At 42.7% G+C, this 19378-nt stretch carries 18 protein-coding genes and 2 pseudogenes (1 of these 20 cut by a window edge); 15 read left to right on the forward strand and 5 right to left on the reverse strand.

Annotated features, from left to right (window positions below):
* Positions 1 to 20: 20 nt before the first annotated feature.
* Positions 21 to 1952: an ABC-F family ATP-binding cassette domain-containing protein gene (locus tag OCV60_RS08200; protein WP_262530002.1), complete on the reverse strand. Its 1932-nt coding sequence runs from the start codon at positions 1950 to 1952 to the stop codon at positions 21 to 23.
* 236 nt (positions 1953 to 2188) lie between these two features.
* Between OCV60_RS08200 and OCV60_RS08205 the strand changes: the two genes are divergently transcribed.
* The 14 genes and pseudogenes from OCV60_RS08205 (at position 2189) to OCV60_RS08270 (ending at position 14263) form a co-directional block, all read left to right on the forward strand.
* A complete protein-coding gene (locus tag OCV60_RS08205; protein WP_117785404.1) occupies positions 2189 to 3976 on the forward strand; it encodes a nucleotidyltransferase family protein in 1788 nt (595 codons plus the stop codon).
* Positions 3977 to 4054: 78 nt separating this feature from the next.
* Complete coding sequence (locus OCV60_RS08210) at positions 4055 to 4693, forward strand: hypothetical protein (RefSeq protein ID WP_262530003.1); 639 nt, start codon at positions 4055 to 4057, stop codon at positions 4691 to 4693.
* A gap of 162 nt (positions 4694 to 4855) precedes the next feature.
* Positions 4856 to 5956, forward strand: a complete 1101-nt coding sequence (locus OCV60_RS08215; protein ID WP_262530004.1) for an FAD:protein FMN transferase — start codon at positions 4856 to 4858, stop codon at positions 5954 to 5956.
* The gene (locus OCV60_RS08220; RefSeq protein ID WP_262530005.1) at positions 5953 to 6318 is read left to right on the forward strand and encodes a NusG domain II-containing protein; all 366 of its coding nucleotides are present in this window, start codon (positions 5953 to 5955) and stop codon (positions 6316 to 6318) included. The genes OCV60_RS08215 and OCV60_RS08220 overlap by 4 nt, the downstream gene beginning before the upstream one ends.
* A 45-nt stretch (positions 6319 to 6363) precedes the next feature.
* Positions 6364 to 6930 (forward strand): Gx transporter family protein, encoded by a 567-nt coding sequence (locus OCV60_RS08225; RefSeq protein ID WP_117785400.1) that lies wholly within the window; start codon positions 6364 to 6366, stop codon positions 6928 to 6930.
* 96 nt (positions 6931 to 7026) lie between these two features.
* Positions 7027 to 8352, forward strand: a complete 1326-nt coding sequence (gene rsxC, locus OCV60_RS08230) for an electron transport complex subunit RsxC (RefSeq protein ID WP_117785399.1) — start codon at positions 7027 to 7029, stop codon at positions 8350 to 8352.
* 11 nt (positions 8353 to 8363) lie between these two features.
* A pseudogene (locus OCV60_RS13040) lies at positions 8364 to 9290 on the forward strand (RnfABCDGE type electron transport complex subunit D); the annotation flags it as partial.
* Positions 9291 to 9341: 51 nt separating this feature from the next.
* The gene (locus tag OCV60_RS13045; protein WP_226800999.1) at positions 9342 to 9953 is read left to right on the forward strand and encodes an RnfABCDGE type electron transport complex subunit G; all 612 of its coding nucleotides are present in this window, start codon (positions 9342 to 9344) and stop codon (positions 9951 to 9953) included.
* A pseudogene (gene rsxE, locus OCV60_RS13050) lies at positions 9953 to 10693 on the forward strand (electron transport complex subunit RsxE); the annotation flags it as partial. The gene OCV60_RS13045 and the pseudogene rsxE, both read left to right, overlap by 1 nt.
* Before the next feature lie 647 nt (positions 10694 to 11340).
* The gene (locus OCV60_RS08250; RefSeq protein ID WP_021943102.1) at positions 11341 to 11913 is read left to right on the forward strand and encodes an electron transport complex protein RnfA; all 573 of its coding nucleotides are present in this window, start codon (positions 11341 to 11343) and stop codon (positions 11911 to 11913) included.
* Positions 11914 to 11925: 12 nt separating this feature from the next.
* Complete coding sequence (locus OCV60_RS08255) at positions 11926 to 12717, forward strand: RnfABCDGE type electron transport complex subunit B (protein WP_173783569.1); 792 nt, start codon at positions 11926 to 11928, stop codon at positions 12715 to 12717.
* A gap of 140 nt (positions 12718 to 12857) precedes the next feature.
* The gene (locus OCV60_RS08260; protein ID WP_117785395.1) at positions 12858 to 13106 is read left to right on the forward strand and encodes a YlmC/YmxH family sporulation protein; all 249 of its coding nucleotides are present in this window, start codon (positions 12858 to 12860) and stop codon (positions 13104 to 13106) included.
* Positions 13107 to 13162: 56 nt separating this feature from the next.
* Positions 13163 to 13630 (forward strand): transcriptional regulator NrdR, encoded by a 468-nt coding sequence (gene nrdR, locus OCV60_RS08265; protein WP_021943105.1) that lies wholly within the window; start codon positions 13163 to 13165, stop codon positions 13628 to 13630.
* A 12-nt stretch (positions 13631 to 13642) separates the two neighbouring features.
* Positions 13643 to 14263 carry a YigZ family protein gene (locus OCV60_RS08270; RefSeq protein WP_262530007.1) on the forward strand — a complete coding sequence of 207 codons (621 nt, stop codon included), beginning with the start codon at positions 13643 to 13645 and terminating at the stop codon, positions 14261 to 14263.
* 101 nt (positions 14264 to 14364) lie between these two features.
* On the opposite strand, the gene OCV60_RS08275 is transcribed toward OCV60_RS08270, so the two are convergent.
* The 4 genes from OCV60_RS08275 to OCV60_RS08290 are packed head-to-tail and all read right to left on the reverse strand — an operon-like array spanning position 14365 to position 17473.
* Positions 14365 to 15396 carry an ABC transporter permease gene (locus OCV60_RS08275; RefSeq protein WP_262530009.1) on the reverse strand — a complete coding sequence of 344 codons (1032 nt, stop codon included), beginning with the start codon at positions 15394 to 15396 and terminating at the stop codon, positions 14365 to 14367.
* Positions 15397 to 15417: 21 nt separating this feature from the next.
* Positions 15418 to 16536 (reverse strand): ABC transporter permease, encoded by a 1119-nt coding sequence (locus OCV60_RS08280; protein WP_021943108.1) that lies wholly within the window; start codon positions 16534 to 16536, stop codon positions 15418 to 15420.
* 24 nt (positions 16537 to 16560) lie between these two features.
* Positions 16561 to 17199, reverse strand: coding sequence for an ATP-binding cassette domain-containing protein (locus OCV60_RS08285; protein WP_262530010.1), 639 nt, complete (start codon positions 17197 to 17199; stop codon positions 16561 to 16563).
* A 1-nt stretch (position 17200) separates the two neighbouring features.
* Positions 17201 to 17473: a hypothetical protein gene (locus OCV60_RS08290; protein ID WP_021943110.1), complete on the reverse strand. Its 273-nt coding sequence runs from the start codon at positions 17471 to 17473 to the stop codon at positions 17201 to 17203.
* Positions 17474 to 17752: 279 nt separating this feature from the next.
* Between OCV60_RS08290 and OCV60_RS08295 the strand changes: the two genes are divergently transcribed.
* Positions 17753 to 19378: the 5' portion of a S1C family serine protease gene (locus tag OCV60_RS08295; RefSeq protein WP_243000429.1), read on the forward strand. 84 nt of this gene lie beyond the right edge of the window; only the first 1626 of its 1710 coding nucleotides appear in the window; the start codon lies at positions 17753 to 17755; its stop codon lies off the right edge, out of view.

The raw sequence follows: 19378 nt of genomic DNA on the forward strand, positions 1-19378 counted from the left end.
TCTAATGCTTTTTTAGATGTTTATTCCTCAGAAGATAATTCTTCCCACTGTTCATACATCGTGTTCAATTCTTCTTCTACAGAATTTCGTTCTTTTGTCAGATCATTTAACAGTGCAACATTTGTTGCATTTTCAGGAACCAGAAATTCTTCATCAATTTCAGCCAGACGGTTTTCAAGCTGTTCGATCTTGTCTTCCAGCTTTTTCAGATCATTTGCTTTTTTCCGAAGTCTTGCCTGTTCGGCTTTGTTTTCCTTCCAAGAGAGCTTTGCCTGGGATTCTGTCTGTTTTTCCTGAGAGACAGTATCAGATACTGGTGCAAATGCCTGCTTTCCGGTGGAAGCCGGCTGGGCTCTGTGGCTTTCGTAGTAATCATAGTTTCCAATATAATTGGTTAACTGCTTATCCTTTAATTCGATGATCCTTGTTGCTGTCTGATTGATAAAATATCGATCATGGGATACATAAAGGACTGTTCCGGTATAGTTCCGTATCGCTTCTTCAAGGATCTCCTTGGATGTGATATCCAGATGGTTGGTCGGCTCATCGAGAATCAGGAAGTTTGCAGATGAGAGCATCATTTTGGCAAGGGATACACGCCCTTTTTCGCCACCGCTCAAGTCTGCGATCCGTTTGAACACATCCTCTCCGGTAAATAGAAAGGCGGCAAGAACGTTTCGGATCCTGGTATTGGTCAGGTCAGGATAGGCGTTGCTGATCTCGTCAAATACCGTATTGTTCATATTCAGGACCTGATGCTCCTGATCGTAGTAACCGATCTTGACACGGGAGCCTAAGATGACAGTTCCGGCATCCTTTGGAACAAGCTTGTTGATGATCTTTAAGATCGTAGTCTTACCGGTTCCGTTTCCGCCGATCAGGGCGACATGCTCACCACGTTTGATCTCCATATTCAGATCGGAAAACAGATTATACTGTTCAAAGGCTTTGGACAGCCCTTCAATCGTAAGTACATCTTCACCGCTGATAACGGATGGTTCCAGCGTCAGCCGCATTTCACTGTTTAATTCGGTTGGCTTGTCCAGACGTTCCACACGGTCTAACATTTTTTCACGGCTTTCTGCCCGTTTGATTGATTTTTCACGATTGAACTGCTTTAATTTTGTGATAACTTCTTCCTGATGCTTGATATCTGCCTGCTGGTTTAAGTAGGCTTTCATCTTATTTGTCCGGATCTCGGCGCGCTTTTGAGAGAAGTAGGTGTAGTTTCCGTTATATACGGTGCTGTGTCCACGATCAAGTTCTACGACCTTTGTTACGATCTTATCCAGAAAGTAACGGTCATGGGAGACGAGAATCACACTTCCCTGATAGCCGGTTAGAAAGGTTTCAAGCCAACTGATCGAATCCATATCCAGATGGTTGGTCGGCTCATCCAAGATGATGATATCCGGTTTTGTAAGAAGAAGTCTGCCGAGTGAAAGACGGGTTTTTTGTCCGCCCGATAAGGTATCGGTATGACGGTCGAAATCTTCTTTGGAGAAGCCGAGACCTTTTAATACTCCGGTGATCTCACTTTCGTAGGCATATCCGTTTTTATATTCAAATTCATGTGTATAGCGGTTATAGGTTGAGAGGGCGGCTTTCAGTTCGTCGCCGGTCAGTGTTGTCATATCCTGTTCCAGTTTGCGGATCTTATTCTGAAGCTCGATCACAGGCTTCATGGCATCCTCCATCACGCCGTATACCGTATCGTCATAGAAAATATCCTGATGCTGGGAGAGGTAACCGATCGTACGGTCTTTTGATAAAACAATCTGTCCGGAATCTGCTTCTTCTTCCTGCATAATGATCTTTAATAATGTTGTTTTGCCTGCACCATTGATACCAACGATCGCCATTTTTTCCTTATCTTCAAGATGAAAGGATACATTGTCGAGAATTACGTTGGTTCCGAATGCTTTACTTATATTTTGACAATCGAGAATCATAAGATTCCTCCTTATTTTCTTATATCATGTCAGATCTCATAACATTATATCGGTGTGTCAGGAAATAAGCAATATCCATTGAAATAGAATTTTAATAAAAAGGGAATATTTTCACATAAAATTTAGAAAAAGGTTATGTCATAAAAATTGACTGACAAGGGAATAAAATGGTATCATAATAGTGTATTTTTGTGCGCTTTTTACGGGTGAAAGTTATTTGAAAAGCAGGTGGTTATATGGAACGTAATAATGAGTCTCTGGCACTGATCAGTGACAAAGATATTCAGGAATTGAATGATATAAGAACGAAGCTGGAACAGACGTTGATGACGAAGCTCAGAAATGCCGGAATCTATTTTCACAGTATGTCGAGAGTGAAGACATTGACGTCATTACAGCGTAAGTTAGATACAGGGAAATATGGCACAGGAAAAGATGATAAAAAGATTCAGGATCTGATCGGTATCCGTATTAATTTATTTTATACAGAAGATATCAGGATCAGTGAAGCATTGCTTGAAGATACATTTATGGTAGATAACTGGTCGAAGACGGCATGGGAAGAAAACAGGTTTGAAGCACAGAAGTGTAATGGTGTATTTAAGATCCCAAGCAAATATCTGATCAACATATCCGATCAGTTGTGGGAGCAGCCATTTGACCGGACCTTTGAGGTTCAGCTCAGAACGGTTCTGTTTGAGGGCTGGCATGAGATCGAGCATGAGATGCGGTACAAGTATAAAATGGATGAAGGCTTTGATGATAACAGAAGCAGTTTGTGGGATGGACAGGAAAAGGATGCCCGCATGATGAACAGCATCATCGCAAACCTAGAGCTGTGCGACTGGTCAATCGTGCAGATCTTCGATAATCTGGCAAGAGACCAGTATATTAAGAAAAACTGGGAAAATGCGATCCGAAGCAAATACCGGTTAAAGATCACACAGGATAAGATTAAGCCTGAGGTTCGGGCATATTTTGATGAACATCCGGAGGTTGTAGAGAAGTTCTGGGCGGTATCCAAGCAGCAGCTTGTAAATATTCTGCTGAATAAAAAATATCAGAAGGTATTGTCGCCGAACCGGGTAATCTACCTTATCAATAAAGAAGTGGTAAATGATGAATTCATATCAGCACAGCTTGACAGAGAACAGTTCGGCAGAGTGCTGAACAAAGAGATTAAGCAGGAGATCCGTCCATTGGTATCGGATCTGGTATTTGACCAGAGAATTCGGATACGGGATGACGGATTTGACCGGGCAAGTGAGATTATATATGAATGGGCATATCAGCATATTTCCCTGATATTCGGACAGATGCCGAAAAAACTGGAATCCGTTTCATATGAAGTGATGGGATATAAGTTAAAGGTCGTTGCAGAGAAAGAATATTTTCTTATGGATATGCAGACAATCAGCAATGAAGAAGCCGGTATGATCTGGCATGTGGTTGCAGAACTTCGAAAAGACAATGATGGACTGTATCTGACCTGCCGTCATATCTGTGAGAATATCTATTCCAGAGAGCGCCGGTATAATCGACCAAAGTTTATGCGGGATATATTTAATCAGGTCGGATTCTTGGATGCGGACGTATTTATGGATGAAGACACCGAAGCGGTTCCGATATCCGCAGACCAGCTTAAAAACCTTCTTTCACATGCTGGTAGAAGTCTTCCGGTGATCCTTGTAGATAAGCCGGAGCAGATTCCGGACTGGGCGCAGGATTTTGACGGATATACGATCAATGCAGAGGTTCTCTGTAAATCATTAGCCGGTATCTGTCATGTGTTCCTGGGAGATGAGAGCTGTATCAGCCGGATGCAGGAGATCTATGGAAATGAGAGTGTTGATGGCGCGGTATTCTACTGGGGCAGAGATGATGAAAGCCCTACGATATTTACACAGGAGGCCATCCGAAAAGCTTGTTTTGAAGAGGTCAATCACAGCGTTGATGAAGACGAGGAATACGAGAAAGCTTTCCGATATCGTCTGCGAGAACTGGTCTGTCAGGAATTCCATTAAAAACCGGGTTGCAAAGATCAGAAAATGGATGTATGATTTGAGCGGAACAAATTTGAATGAAGTGGAGACAATATACAAATGGAAATCAGAGATATAAATGAAATACGGTCAGCGATCAAGTACATGGATTACAAGCCTGTAATGCTGGCAAAGTTTTATGATATTAAAAGCTTATTGTTTAAAGAGATTTTAGAGAACGAAGACTATTACAAGGTTGCCAGCATATTACCGAATCCGGGCAATGACAACAAGATTGTAAAGTGTGTCAACATTCTGGATAAGAAATACATGGCAGGACGGGAAGTTGTAGACTGCACGAAGACACCGGGAGCAATACCGGCTGAAGCTGCAGAGATTCTGAAAAGCATTCGTACGACAGAAGATCCTGCATCCGTAAAGCTTTCCTTCGGTAAAGAAATGAAAGCAGAGGTATATATGAATATCCCAAGAGGTAACAGTCTTACGATCTCAGATATGACGATCACACCGGAGACAGAGCTTACAGTGATGAATCTGTATAATACATATTATACAGAGGGCTTTATACTTGCACTTCACTTTGATGAGTTTGCAGTAGCGATAGAGCCATCTGCCTTAGACGGAATCAAAGGTCAGGGTGATGTATTTGTTTATGCGATGACAAAGAATGCCATTTATAAAGATTTTGGAAGCAGATACTTTGATGTAGAAGCAATCCTGAAATATTACAGAGGATAGAAAAAGGTGCAGAGCGAGGAGCTTTGCAGACAGAGACAAAAAGAGAGCTGGAACCGTGGTTGGCAACAGCTCTTTTAATTTACGCGTGGGATGTTCCTGTGAACAGGTTTGCAAAGTGTGTTTATGCCTGTATTGGCTGTTATATATGGAGGAATAAATGCTTTGAAGAATAAACTTGCATTATTATCAGGTATATTATGTATCGGGCTGGTAATTGCGTTTATCTTTTATACCGGAAAGGATAACCAGAAAAAAAAGGGGTATACGACGACCGGATTTGCCATGGGAACTGCAGTTACGGTATCGGTCTATTCGGATCAGGGCAGACAGGATGCGGATGCTGTGATCGACTGCGTAAGCAGACTGGAGCGTGAACAGATCTCATGGCGGATAGAAGGCGCAGAGGTATACCGTGTGAATCATGAATATAAGGCAGGAGAGCCTTATGAGATAAGCTATGACCTGGCATCTGCGGTCTTGCAGGGAAAAGAAGTAAGCGCGGCAGGAGATGATCTACTGGCACTCACGATCCGTCCGTTAGCGTCCTGCTGGGGTATCGAAGATGGGAAGAAAGAAGTACCGGAGACTCAGAAGATAGAAGAAGCCTGTTCGGTAGTTAACGATTCGAAAGTGCATATCGTAGACGAACAGGGAAAAGAGCTGACACAGGTAAGTGAGCTTTCAGAGGATGGAACATGGTATGTGCTGTTTGATGAAACAGGCTTAAGCCTTGATTTCGGTGCGATGGGAAAAGGCATTGCTTGTGATCGGGTGGCAGAAAGACTTGAAGAAAATCAGGTGGAAGGCGCTTGTGTGGCAGTCGGCGGCAGCGTTTTATGCTACGGCGCAAAGCCGGATGGTTCCGGTTTCCGGATCGGTATTCGTGATCCGAGAGGAAATGAAAATGATATGATGGGAACCGTAGAAGTCCGGTCAGACAAGCATCCGGTCTATATATCAACATCCGGCGATTATGAGAAGTATTTTATTCAGGATGGAAAAAGATATCATCATATCTTAAATCCAAAGACCGGATACCCGGCAGACACCGGAACGATATCAGCGACAGTGATCTGTGAAAGCGGTGCATTAAGTGATGCTTTATCAACGATGTGTATTCTGCTTCCGGCGGATCGGGCACTTAAGCTTGTAAAAAGCTTTGACGCAGATGTGATCCTGATCGATAAGGATAAGAATATATATATGACAGAGCAGGCAGGAAAACAGTTCACGATAACAAATGGAGACTATAAAGTAAAATGATAAAAAAAAGAGACATCATTCTGGCACTTGTGCTGATCCTTTTAGGAATCGTCTGCTATGGAGTCATCCGGCTGGGTCAGAAAAAAGGCAGTCAGGTTATTATATATGAAGACCAGAAAGAGATTGGCAGATATGATCTGAATACAGATACCACGAAAGAGATTCAGACCGCAAAAGGAATGAATATTCTGGAAATAAAGAATGGAATGGCATATGTAACAGAAGCAGACTGTCCGGATCAGGTATGCATTCGTATGGGGAAGATATCAAAGACAGGAGAAAATATCGTCTGCCTGCCGCATAAGCTGGTGATTCAGGTGGAGGGTGATGTTGGACAGAAAGCAGAATATGATAATCGATAAGGGCTATTCATAGTATAGCAGGAAAGGCATATATAGAAAGAAAAGATGGGGAAGAAACAAAAAAATTCCAAAAAAAAATCTACAAATAGAAAGATACAGAAAAAGGCTCATAACAGCGCAGGAACGATAGCACAGCTTGGAATGTTTATTGCGGTTGCAATGGTGTTTTCATATATCGAATCCTTTATCCGGATCGATATCGCGGTACCGGGAATCAAGCTCGGACTTGCCAATATTGTAACTATTGTAGTGCTGTGCAAGCTTGGACTTGCGGATGCGGTTTTGGTATCCGTGCTCCGTATCTTCCTGTCGTCTTTATTATTTGGCAATTTTACCGTTATGATATACAGTCTTGCCGGAGCAGCAGTCAGCATGCTGTTTATGTGGATCTCTGTTAAGATTGGTTTTTTTTCAACAACGGGAACGAGTATTCTTGGAGGTGTCGGACATAATGTTGGTCAGCTTATCGTTGCATATCTGGTGATAAAGAACCAAAATATCCTGATATATGCTCCGGTTTTACTGGTCTCTGGAACGATCACGGGAGTTCTGATCGGTCTTGCGGCAGCATTTGTCATGCGGGCGGTTGGCGGTCAGATTGGCAAGTTTTAGGGTTGTTTTTGACCCTGTGAAGTATTATTATATGATTAGTTTTTCTCGATAACAGAGAATGAATTGATAAGAATAACGAGAGAAAGAGGTATGCAGATGGGTTTATTAACTTTTTCGGGTGGTATTCATCCATATGAAGGCAAAGATCTAACAAAAGACAAGCCTGTCAGAGAATATCTTCCAAAGGGAGAGTGTGTTTATCCGCTCAGTCAGCATATAGGTGCACCGGCTGTTCCGATCGTAAAGCGTGGCGACCGTGTACTGGTAGGACAGAAGATTGCAGAGGCGGGAGGATTTGTTTCGGCAAATATCCATTCTTCAATCTCAGGAACGGTAAAAATGATCGAACCGAGGATGACAAGTGGCGGTAATAAAGTAAATTCAATCGTAATAGAAAATGACGGTTTATTTGAGACGGTTGATTTCTCCGAGAATGTGCGAGATCTCTCCACACTTTACAGAGAAGATATCAAGGATATGATCAAGGAGGCAGGTATCGTTGGAATGGGCGGTGCAGGGTTTCCGTCTCATGTAAAGCTGTCACCGAGAAATGAAGATGATATCGAATATATCATTGTAAACGGTGCGGAGTGTGAACCGTATCTGACTTCTGATTACAGAAGAATGTTAGAGGAGACAGATAAGCTGATCCTTGGACTTCAGATCTGTGTAAATCTGTTTGATAAGGCAAAGGGAATTATCGCGATTGAAGACAATAAGCCGGAAGCAATTGCAAAGATCTCAGAGCATCTGGCTGATAACGATAAGATCGAGGTAAAAGTTTTAAAGACAAAATATCCACAGGGTGCGGAACGTCAGTTGATTTATGCAACGACAGGAAGATATGTGAATTCCAAGATGCTTCCTGCAGATGCGGGCTGTATCGTACATAATGCAGATACGATTGTTTCCATCTATGAAGCGGTGATCGAGGGTAAGCCACTGTACACCAGAATCGTAACGGTTACAGGTGATGCTATCGTTAATCCATGTAATCTGCTGGTTCGTAATGGTACAAGCTGTCGGGAGATCATAGAAGCGGCAGGCGGTTTTAAGGATGGCAAGCTGCCGGAGAAGATCATTGCAGGTGGACCTATGATGGGTAAAGCGATGTTCTCGCTCGATGTTCCGGCAGTAAAAGGTCTGTCAGCACTTCTTTGTATGACACATGATGAGGTTCAGGACTGGGAGCCATCTGCATGTATCCGTTGCGGAAGATGCGTGGATGTCTGTCCGGGAAGAATTATTCCGTCAGATCTTGCAAAATATGCAGAACATGGCAATATAGATGCATTCTTAAAGCATGATGGCATGGAATGTTGTGAGTGTGGCTGTTGTTCTTATGTATGTCCTGCCAAGAGACATTTGACACAGACAATAGCCGGAACCAGGAAGAGTATTCTGGCAAGTAAGAAGAAGTAGGAGGTGGAGACATGGAAGAAACAACATTGAGGATTTCTGCATCTCCGCACGTCAGAGATCGGAAAACGACATCATCCCTGATGCTGGACGTGATCATTGCATTACTGCCGGCGAGTGTGTTTGGTGTATATAATTTTGGAACAAAAGCATTTGTGCTGATCTTAACCTGTATAGCATCTTGTATTTTTTTTGAATGGGGCGTGGAAATGCTCCTGCACAGAAACAGTACAGTAAAAGATTTCAGTGCAGTCGTAACAGGCCTGCTTCTGGCATTGAATCTTTCGCCGGAGGTTCCTGTATGGATGGCGATACTCGGAAGCGCATTTGCCATTATTATAGTAAAACAGTTATTTGGCGGTCTGGGTCAGAACTTTATGAATCCGGCACTTGGAGCCAGATGCTTCTTGTTAATATCATTTGCGGGAAAGATGACTACATTTACATATGATGGAGTTACAACAGCGACCCCACTTGCAATTTTAAAGAGTGGCGGAACAGTAGATGTATTAGATATGTTTATCGGAAGAATTGCAGGTACGATCGGTGAGACATCTGCGATCTGTCTGTTGATCGGTGGTTTATATCTGATTATTCGTAAGGTGATCAGCCCGATCATTCCACTGGTTTATATTGGAACATTTTCCGTATTTATATTCCTGTACTCCCTTGCATCCGGCATGGGCTTTGAACCATTATATCTGGCAGCGCACCTTTGTGGTGGTGGTCTGATGTTAGGCGCTTTCTTTATGGCGACCGACTATGTGACCTCACCTATTACAAAGAAGGGAAAAGTGGTATTTGGTATTATCCTTGGACTTTTGACCTTCCTGTTCCGAATCTATGGCGGCTCGGCAGAAGGTGTATCCTATGCGATCATTATTTCGAACCTTCTTGTTCCGTTGATCGAACGGTTTACACAACCGAAGTCATTTGGTAAGGGCGCTGAGCTTCAGAAGGAAGAAGGCGGCTCGGCAGCAGACAGCAAGAAGATGGATAAGAAATCAATTGTCATCGCAACGGTAGCAATCCTTGTCATTACACTTGTTGCCGGCGGTGTGCTTGCATATGTACAGCAGATCACAAAGAAGCCGATCGAACAGGCGGAACAGCAGGCAAAGGAGGACGCATACCGGGAAGTATTTACAGATGCGGATGCCTTCCGGACGGTAGATGGCTTCGACAGTGAGACTGCATCTACATGGCTTTCGGATAAAGGCTATAAGGCAGATATAGATGATGCAGTAACTGCCTGTGACAAAGATGGAAATGCACTTGGTTATGTATTTGTTATTACATCCCATGAGGCATATGGCGGAGATCTTCAGCTTGCTCTTGGTGTAGCAGAGGATGGAACTACAAATGGTATCTCTTTCCTGTCATTAAGTGAGACAGCAGGTCTTGGTATGCAGGCAGATACAGATGAGTTCAAATCACAGTTCGCAGGCAAGAATGTAGCACAGTTTAAATATACAAAATCCGGTGCGGCATCGGATGAGGAGATCGATGCATTAAGTGGTGCGACGATCACGACAAATGCAGTCACGAATGCAGTAAATGCGGGACTTTCCTATGCAGATTATCTGAAAGGAGGAGCAAACTAATGGGTAAATGTACAGAACGTTTATACAATGGTATCGTGAAAGAAAATCCAACCTTCGTACAGATGCTTGGTATGTGTCCGACACTTGCGGTTACATCATCAGCAATCAACGGAGCAGGTATGGGACTTTCTACAACCTGTATTCTGGTGTTGAGCAATGCGTTTATCTCACTGTTTCGTAAAGTGATACCGGATAAGGTCAGAATACCATCTTATATTGTTATCATTGCTTCTTTTGTAACGGTTATTCAGTTTTTAATGCAGGCATACCTGCCGTCCTTAAATGACAGTCTTGGAATCTATATTCCACTGATCGTAGTAAACTGTATTATTCTTGGACGTGCAGAGAGTTACGCTTCGAAGAATAAAGTTCTTCCGTCAATCTTTGACGGACTTGGAATGGGACTTGGCTTTACGATCGGTCTTACCTTGATCGGTATGTTCCGTGAACTGATCGGAAAAGGCTGTGTATTCGGATTCCAGATCATTGGAGATGGTAACCTTCTTCAGAAGACATCAGGAGCAGGAAAAGCAATCGGAGATGTGCTTGCAGCATATACGCCGATCACAATCTTTGTACTTGCACCGGGAGCATTCTTTGTACTTGCTTTTATTATTGCAACGATCAATAAGAGAAATGCGAAGAAGGCAGCAAAGGCACTTGCAATTGGAGAAGAGATCCCTGCAAGCTGTAAGCCGGAATCCTGTATGGGATGTGCAAACATCATGTGTGCAGGAAGAAAGGCTGCTATGCAGGATACTCAGGTTAATGTTCAGACAAATGCCGGCAAGGCATCCGCTGCACAGACTCCGTCAGCACCGGCACCACAGCCGAAAAAGGTTGTGATCCCAGACAAGATAGTAAAGAAACCGGTAGAGCAGGAAAACGGACAACAAGTGCAGTCGGTACAATCAGCGCAGCAGCCGGTTCCAGAGCAACCAGCACCAGTCGTACAGCAGGCTGTTGCTCAGAGTACACTGCAGCCACAGATAGCAGCTTCATCAGAGACTACGACTACTCCGGTTTCACAGGAGCCGCAAATACAGGTAGCACAGGTAGTACAACCAGAGCAGCAGCCGGTACAGGAAAAGCCAGCGTCAACCGTACAGCAGACTCCGGTTCAGGTGGCAAAAGAGATGTCTGACAGACCGAGAATCCATATTCCGGCGAATCTGAATAGAGTACCACATGCAGTTGTTCTCTCAGAGACAGACAATCCGGTTTCAGAGCCAGAGAAAGCGGAAGCAGTATCGGAAGAATCCGATATGGTTGACACATCAAAGCTTGTAAGACCAGATGTTGCAAGTGCAGATCAGGTAAACAAATATCAGGAATTTGATGAGAAACCGACAGATAAAAAGAATAAGAAAAGGGGAGGTAGAAAATAATGCATATTTTATTATTGGCAGTTGGAGCAGCCCTCGTAAATAATGTAATATTAAGCCAGTTCCTCGGACTGTGTCCTTTCCTTGGCGTATCAAAGAGTGTAAACACAGCAACCGGTATGGGCGGGGCAGTTATATTTGTAATGACGATCGCTTCAGCGGTAACGAGTATTGTTTATTATGGAATCCTTTCCCCGCTGGGATTAGATTATCTGAATACAATCGTGTTCATCCTTGTAATAGCGGCACTGGTACAGTTTGTAGAGATGTTCTTAAAGAAGAATATGAAGTCTTTATACGAGTCACTTGGAGTATACCTTCCCCTGATCACAACAAACTGTGCAGTTCTTGGTATCGCACTTTCAAATGTACAGAATGAATATACGATCCTTGAGAGTATAGTAAATGGTTTTGGTTCAGCAGTAGGTTTTGCGATCTCAATTACGATCCTTGCAGGTATCCGTGAGAAGTTGGAATACAGTGATATTCCGGAAGCATTTAAGGGTACTCCGATCGTTCTGATCACATCAGGTCTGATGGCAATAGCGTTCTTTGGCTTTGCCGGATTGATATAAGGAGGGATCGTTATGGATATTACAACAATTCTGATCGCAGTTGCTGTTGTAGCAGGCGTTGGTGTCATCATTGGTATTCTGCTCGGTGTAGCTGGTGAAAAGTTTAAAGTTCCGGTAGATGAAAAGGCAGTTATGGTGCGGGAGCTTCTTCCCGGAAATAACTGTGGTGGATGTGGATATCCCGGTTGTGATGGTCTTGCAGCAGCCATTGCAAAGGGTGAGATGCCGCCATCTGCATGTCCTGTTGGAGGTGCAGCCGTTGCAGAGGCAATCAGTGCAGCACTCGGCGTAGAGAATACAGCAAGCACTAAGTATGTAGCCTTTGTCAAATGCGCAGGTGACTGTGAGAAGGCAAAGGATGTCTATGACTATGTTGGACCAAAGACCTGTGTTCTTGCACAAAACAGCCCAAATAACGGGCCAAAGGGCTGTACATATGGCTGTACAGGATATGGTTCCTGCAAGGCAGTCTGTGAATTCGGTGCGATTGATATTATAGATGGCATTGCAGTTGTAAATGAGGAAAAATGTAAAGCGTGCGGAAAGTGTGTAGATGTCTGTCCAAGACATCTGATCGAGCTGGTTCCATACGATGCCCCTCATCGTGTCAGATGTAATTCAAAGGAAAAAGGAAAAGAAGTAAAGGCAGTATGTTCAGCAGGGTGTATCGGCTGTTCACTCTGCGTCAGATCCTGTGAATTTGATGCGGTATCGGTAGATCAGAACCTTGCACACATTGATTATGATAAATGTACCCATTGTGGCGCATGTGCCAGAAAGTGTCCGGTCAAGATCATAAGCTGATCAATGTGATCGGATTCAGAATCTGACTGCTGTGACTGATTCATAGGCAGATCGGTGAAACCGATAATTTATATGTCTAAATATATTCTCTGCTTCATATTATGATACGGAAGGTGGATTTTGTTGAAAAGGGAATATAGATGAGATTTTGTGAATTAAAAGAAAAAGAAGTAATAAACTGCAAGGACTGCCAGCGGCTTGGCTTTGTTGCAGATATTGAATTTGATCCCTGCTCCGGAAGAATTGAGGCGATAATTGTTCCAGAGCAGGGAAAAATTTTCTGGTGCTTTGGATCTTGCGAGGAGTATCGCATTGATTTCTGTAATGTAGTAAAGATCGGGCCGGATATTATTTTAGTTGACATTCCACCCCGAATATGTAAAAGTTAGTAGCAGAGAAAATAGAGGGGATAAAATAATTTTCCCTGATTTACGGAGGCAAAAACATGAGATGTCCATTTTGTTATGTTGATGATACAAGAGTTATAGATTCCAGACCGGCGGATGACGGTTGTTCGATTCGAAGAAGAAGACAGTGCGATGCCTGTGGCAGACGTTTTACGACGTATGAAAAGGTTGAGACGATCCCGCTTATCGTAATCAAAAAGGATAAGAACAGAGAGACTTATGACAGAAAGAAGATCGAATCCGGTATCATAAGATCCTGTCATAAAAGACCGGTATCTGCGGAACAGATATCCAAGTGTATCGATGATATCGAGAACGAAATCTTTAATCTGGAGGCAAAAGAAGTAGAGAGTACAACAATCGGTGAGATCGTTATGGATAAGATCAAGGATCTGGATCAGGTAGCTTATGTAAGATTTGCTTCTGTATACAGAGAGTTCAAAGATGTGAATACATTTATGAATGAGCTGAGTAAGTTATTATCTGCAAATTCTGACAAGAAATAGACGGGAACAATCATGGTAGATTCATATAACACAATACTGACACCGGGCGTCGATGAGATAGTTGAGAAGAAATCCAGATTTATCGGTTATGCACAGCCGGTTTCTTCAGAAGAAGAAGCATATGCGTTTGTAGAAAGTGTCAAGAAAAAACATTATGATGCACGACACAATTGCCATGCATTTGCAATCGGAAAAGAGAATACCCTTTATCGTTTTTCAGATGACGGAGAACCGCAGGGAACAGCTGGAAAACCGATATTAGAAGTGATATCGGGAAATCAGGTAACAGATATTTGTATTGTGGTTACAAGATATTTCGGTGGTACTCTGCTTGGAACAGGAGGGCTTGTCCGGGCATACACAGAAGCCGCTAAGCTTGCCCTTGCAGATGCCGGCATTCACCAGATGCAGCGCATGAAGCTTATGGATATCACCTGCTCCTATAATGATTCCGGCAAAGTACAGTATCTCTTATCAACAAATGAGATCAGCATAGAGAATACAGAATATGGCGCAGACGTAACCTTCCATACAGCAGTCCCTGTCTCCGATGTATCTATGATCGAAAAGAAGATTACAGAAGCAACAGCAGCCCGCGCTGTCATCGACGAAAAAGGCGAGAAATTCGTATAAACAAGGCTCATTCTTTTTGCGCCAATTAATTTAAAGTAAATATAAAATAAGCTTGCCTGTAGCGTCATATAGCGTCACAGGCAAGCTTATTTTTGTTTTCCCTAAAAAAAGGTCGGCGGAAAAAGGTAGGACAGATACCGCAGGATCGGCGCATAATCCTCCAGATGCAGGAAGATCGGCGAGAAAATCAAAGTGCAGATCACAAGAGCCGGCAGAGCCGATACAAACCGCTTATAATGTCGGAAGATAAGCAGACAGATAAAAGTGAACAGCAGACACAGCAGTATATATCCGGACATCTTTAACAGAAATGGCAGGATGGCTTCCGGCTGCTCATATAAGTAGAGCGTAACTACACTGACCAGCCATACCGGTGTTATATTAGCAAGAATACCGGTCAGACAGAAACGCAGTCTTTTCCGTTTGGATACTCTGTCATAGATGTGTTCATCCTGATCCTTTAGATAGACCAGCAAACCGACCAGAGAAGATAAGAACAGAAGAAAACCGGTAAATGCATGAACCGGGAACAGATCTACGCGGTCGGTTGTTCCGTGGTAGGCTCCTGTATTATTGACAGATAACCGGAAGACAGAATCACTGTTCATATAATTTCTGTATTGATCTTCCAGATATGACTGGAAAGAACTCCGATAAAAGTCTTTTGTGGCAGAATTCGATGCCAGATAGTTGACGGCAATAGCCGGCGAGAAAGCATCCAACAGCCGGTCAAATAATGTTTCGGAAAAAATTGACTGGAACATCGAAGATGGGGAAGTGTATAAGCGAATGTGGCAGTTCTTGATATCATGTATAAATGCGTCAGAAAATCCATTGTCAAACGCAAATCCACAGTCATACCGCCCGGATGCAACCTGATCCTTTAATTCCTCCTTAGAACTGCATTTCTCGAAAGTAAAGCAGTCCTGATGTCCGGAGAGCTCCTGCTCCACCTGTGCCAGGTAACTGTTTGATTCTTCCATATAATATCCACAGATGAATACCGTGCTTTTTTCTTCCATCGGCAGATTTTTTACATAGAATGCCGTGAACGGAATGATCAGCAGCAACAGAAGATTGATGAATTTTTTTGAAGTCCGTTTTAACAGGATTCTGTATTGACGTAACAGCATAAGCAGTTGTCCTTTCATCGATTAATGGTAAAAGCCATTACATAAGTGGTTTAACAGTTGATAATACGGGGTATGTTCAGCAAAATTCTGGATGAAGTCAGGCAGAAGTCTGACCGGAACAATACCGCCTCCGATATAAGCCAGTAAGAAAGCTGTCAAAAATAACAGCAGGCATGCTCCGGAATATCCGGTTGGCAGATACCCGATCAGCAGGATAACGAATCCGATAAACAGGATCGCGGGTATTCCGGCAAAGAATCCCGATATATGAAACTGCAAAGGGGCAAAATGACCGATCGTACCTCCGGTCATACAGCTAAAGAACAGTATCGTATAGATCATAAATAATGTGATCGTAAGTGTCAGATACTGACTGATTATAATATGCGCTCCGGTGATTCCGTGAAGCTTCAGACGAAGACGTAATGTATCAGAATTCCCTTTTATAAAAGATAAAAAGACGATTCCGCTGAAGAACAGCAGAAGCAGCAGCCCGGATACTATATAATACTGATAAGGGGTATAAGCTCCGGTAAGCTGTAAGTCTTCTCTGATATAAAGCTCTGTTCTGGATAAAACATAATCCATGTAGAGATTATCGGCATCCGTTGCAATTTGATCCAGTGCAGTATCCGGGAGCCCCATTTGATATGCTCCCTGATAAATGATCGTAGTTGCAGCCTGTGCAGTAGCAAGCATTGATGAGGTGGATTTGAATACCTCATTTAGAGTGTAAGTATCTAAAGTACCATCCTGATTATAAATGACTGTGATCGGATTGTCCTCTCCGTATATAATGCTGTTGATGATATTATCAGGAATGATGATCAACGCCTTGATTTCGTCGTTTTCAAGCATCTGTTTGCCGTGATCTTCGGAAGCTATCTCGATGAAACGGCAGGTAGCCCGGTAGCTGTCCATTTCACTTACCATAGAATATGCCATCTTGGCATAAGGAGAAGATGCATCGGCAACCAGCCCGACATTGACCGGTTCGATGGTCTGCTCATTATATAATAACCGGTTTGACAGCAGAACGACGACAGAGAGTCCGACCGCCAGAATGAGAGTGATCAGGACAAGCGGAAGAAACCGCTGCTTTATTCTTTTAAGGTCTGTTAGAAATAATCGAAAAAACATAAGAACATTCACATCCAATCTGAATCAGGCACGAAGCATGGCTGCGTAATCTGCACCATTTGCTTCCTGCAGTAAACCATCCTTTAATATATAGATGCGATTACAGATGGAGAGCGCATCTTCTTCATGTGTTGCAACGATAATGCTGCCTCCATTACCGGTATATTCCTTCAGATAGTCCAGAATTCCTTTTTTACAGAGAAGATCTAACGCAGCAAGTGGTTCATCCAGTAATAAAAGATCCGGTCGCTCCAGCATACAGATAGCAAGGCTCAGACGTTTCTTCATACCACCGGACATTGTACTTACCTTCTGATGAAGAAAAGCATCTACACCGAGTTTTTTTAAGATAGAGAGGCTGTAGGTGCTGTTTAGCTCGGCAGATCTGCCGGAGTACCAGAGCTTCAGATTATCCAGACCGGACAGCTCCGGAATCAGTGGATTTTCCTGTGGAAGAAAACTGACCGTATTATCCGGTTTGTCAAAAGAATAAGTGCCATGATCCTGTCGGAGTCCGCCGGACAGAATACCAAGCAGCGTTGATTTTCCGGAACCGTTGATTCCCAGAAGCCCGATACATTCACCGGGTGCAACTTGCAGGGAGATATGATTTAGTACCATTTTCTTTTTATAATTTTTTCCAATATCATTTACAGTAAACATATTAATAATCCTCTTCAATAACCTGAAAATCCAGATAGTCGAATTCAATCGCTTCCACGAAATTATCATGATTGAAACGTGTTCTTGCGTGGAGAATAAAATCATTTTGATTTTTCTTCAGCCAGATCGGTTTTGCAAGATCAAATTCATAGCACATTTCCTCTAATGCTTTGTATACCTTTTTTGTTCGTGTCAAAGACGCATCATCTATACAGACAACCGTATCCTTTATCAGCCGGTTATCCTTCATTATTTTACCCCATACTCGGAACATAAGTTAAAACCTCAATTTCTATATAATATATGTAAAAATATTGCATACCACAAAAATCATTCTGTAATCTGTCATAAAAAACTGTATTTCAATTTCCATATGAAGTCAAGCATAAATAAATGTAAGTTGTTCAAAATTTTTATACACGAAAAACACATTTCTTCTACATGGAAAACACACTTCTTACACAATTACAGATTATAGTATAACCTGTAAATAAGAAAGAGAGCAGTAAACAAAAGAAAGCTGCTGTTACATAGAAAGAAAGGATGATTGATTATGGATGAGAATTTTAGAGAAGAACAGGATCGTCAGTTCGACTCAGAAAGCCAAACACAGGAACAGACACAGACAGCTTCCGAACAGACGACGGAACAGATGAATATGCAGAATGAGAATAGCTCCTATGGACAGAACTATGGAAGCAGCAACGTATATGGACAGACTGGTGCAGAACAGAACGCAAATGCATATAACCGGCAGAATGCACAGAGTAGTATGTATCATGGAACACCGGGACAGAATATGTATTTTGGCGGTGCATTTTACTCCAGCAATCAGCATGCAGGATATAACAGCCAGACCGGCTATACATCAGCTTACACGAATCCATCAGGAAATGCTGCACAGGGTACAGGTGCTTCCACGCAGAATATGAATGGTTATTCCGAAAATGTAAATAAAGCAATGCAGAAGGCTGCTGAGAAGGAAAAGAAAAAATCAGAAAAGATGGTACGCTCGGCAAAGAAGAAAGCAGATAAAAAAGCTAAGAAAGAAATGAAGAAAACAAACGGTGGAAGAAGTACAGGAAAGAAGGTAGCGACGACTATAGCTGCGGCAGTTGTCTTCGGACTGGTTGCAGGCTGTGTCTTCCAGGGTGTCCGGTATGGAAGCGATAAGTTCTTAAAGAAAGAAAATCAGACGGTTCAGATCGGATCAGATACAACTACAAGCTCCGCTTTGCTCGATGCAAATGCATCCGGAAGCACCGGTGACTACAGTGTAGCAGATGTAAGTGCAACTGTAATGCCATCCATTGTATCCATAACAGGAACATATGTAACAACATATCAGTACTGGTTTGATACCTATGAGCAGGAGCAGTCAGGAGCAGGCTCAGGTATCATAATCGGAAAAGATGAAACAAGCCTTTATATCCTGACGAACTATCATGTGGTAAAGGATGCAAAAGAATTATCAGCAGGATTTATAGATGGTGAATCAGCCGGTGCAGAAGTAAAAGGCTATGACGAATCAAATGATGTAGCGGTTGTAACCGTTCCGTTAAAGAAGATCAAGGACGACACATTAAGTCAGATCAAAGAGATCACAATCGGTTCATCCGAGAACTTAAGAGCCGGAGATCCATGTATCGCTATTGGTAACGCGCTTGGATATGGACAGTCGGTAACAGTAGGATATATCAGTGCTCTTGACCGTGAAGTCAGTGTAGATGACGGAACTGTAAAGGTTCTTCAGACTGATGCAGCTATCAACCCTGGTAATAGTGGTGGTGCTCTTGTAAATATGAAGGGCGAACTGATCGGTATGAACACAGCGAAATATGTAGACAGTACAGTAGAAGGAATGGGCTACGCACTTCCTATATCCGATATACAGGATATCATCAACGATATTCTTGCAGGCAAGAGTACAACCAAATCAGGATCAACCTATCTTGGTGTAACCGTTAAAAATATCACATCTGAATATGCAGAAGGACTGAATATGCCGGAAGGAGTATATGTATATTCGGTAAGTGAAGGATCTCCGGCAGAGAAATGCGGACTTCTTACAGGTGATATCATTGTAGGTATTGATGGAAATGATATTTCAGACAGTACAGATCTTCAAAGCCAAATAGCAAGTGGAAAGGTTGGCGATGAGATCGAGATCGAATTCTAC

Source organism: Coprococcus ammoniilyticus, assembly GCF_025567345.1.
GTDB classification, from domain to species: Bacteria; Bacillota; Clostridia; order Lachnospirales; family Lachnospiraceae; genus Coprococcus; species Coprococcus ammoniilyticus.

Bases quoted from the DNA above. Each gene is read 5' to 3' on its own strand.
- OCV60_RS08250 (WP_021943102.1), top strand. From the start codon at position 11,341: ATGCATATTTTATTATTGGCAGTTGGAGCAGCCCTCGTAAATAATGTA.
- OCV60_RS08270 (WP_262530007.1), top strand. From the start codon at position 13,643: ATGGTAGATTCATATAACACAATACTGACACCGGGCGTCGATGAGATA.
- OCV60_RS08280 (WP_021943108.1), bottom strand. From the start codon at position 16,536: ATGTTTTTTCGATTATTTCTAACAGACCTTAAAAGAATAAAGCAGCGG.
- OCV60_RS08255 (WP_173783569.1), top strand. From the start codon at position 11,926: ATGGATATTACAACAATTCTGATCGCAGTTGCTGTTGTAGCAGGCGTT.
- OCV60_RS08220 (WP_262530005.1), top strand. From the start codon at position 5,953: ATGATAAAAAAAAGAGACATCATTCTGGCACTTGTGCTGATCCTTTTA.
- OCV60_RS08200 (WP_262530002.1), bottom strand. From the start codon at position 1,952: ATGATTCTCGATTGTCAAAATATAAGTAAAGCATTCGGAACCAACGTA.
- rsxC (WP_117785399.1), top strand. From the start codon at position 7,027: ATGGGTTTATTAACTTTTTCGGGTGGTATTCATCCATATGAAGGCAAA.
- OCV60_RS08275 (WP_262530009.1), bottom strand. From the start codon at position 15,396: ATGCTGTTACGTCAATACAGAATCCTGTTAAAACGGACTTCAAAAAAA.
- OCV60_RS08290 (WP_021943110.1), bottom strand. From the start codon at position 17,473: ATGTTCCGAGTATGGGGTAAAATAATGAAGGATAACCGGCTGATAAAG.
- OCV60_RS08210 (WP_262530003.1), top strand. From the start codon at position 4,055: ATGGAAATCAGAGATATAAATGAAATACGGTCAGCGATCAAGTACATG.
- OCV60_RS08260 (WP_117785395.1), top strand. From the start codon at position 12,858: ATGAGATTTTGTGAATTAAAAGAAAAAGAAGTAATAAACTGCAAGGAC.
- OCV60_RS13045 (WP_226800999.1), top strand. From the start codon at position 9,342: ATGGATAAGAAATCAATTGTCATCGCAACGGTAGCAATCCTTGTCATT.
- OCV60_RS08225 (WP_117785400.1), top strand. From the start codon at position 6,364: ATGGGGAAGAAACAAAAAAATTCCAAAAAAAAATCTACAAATAGAAAG.
- nrdR (WP_021943105.1), top strand. From the start codon at position 13,163: ATGAGATGTCCATTTTGTTATGTTGATGATACAAGAGTTATAGATTCC.
- OCV60_RS08285 (WP_262530010.1), bottom strand. From the start codon at position 17,199: ATGTTTACTGTAAATGATATTGGAAAAAATTATAAAAAGAAAATGGTA.
- OCV60_RS08205 (WP_117785404.1), top strand. From the start codon at position 2,189: ATGGAACGTAATAATGAGTCTCTGGCACTGATCAGTGACAAAGATATT.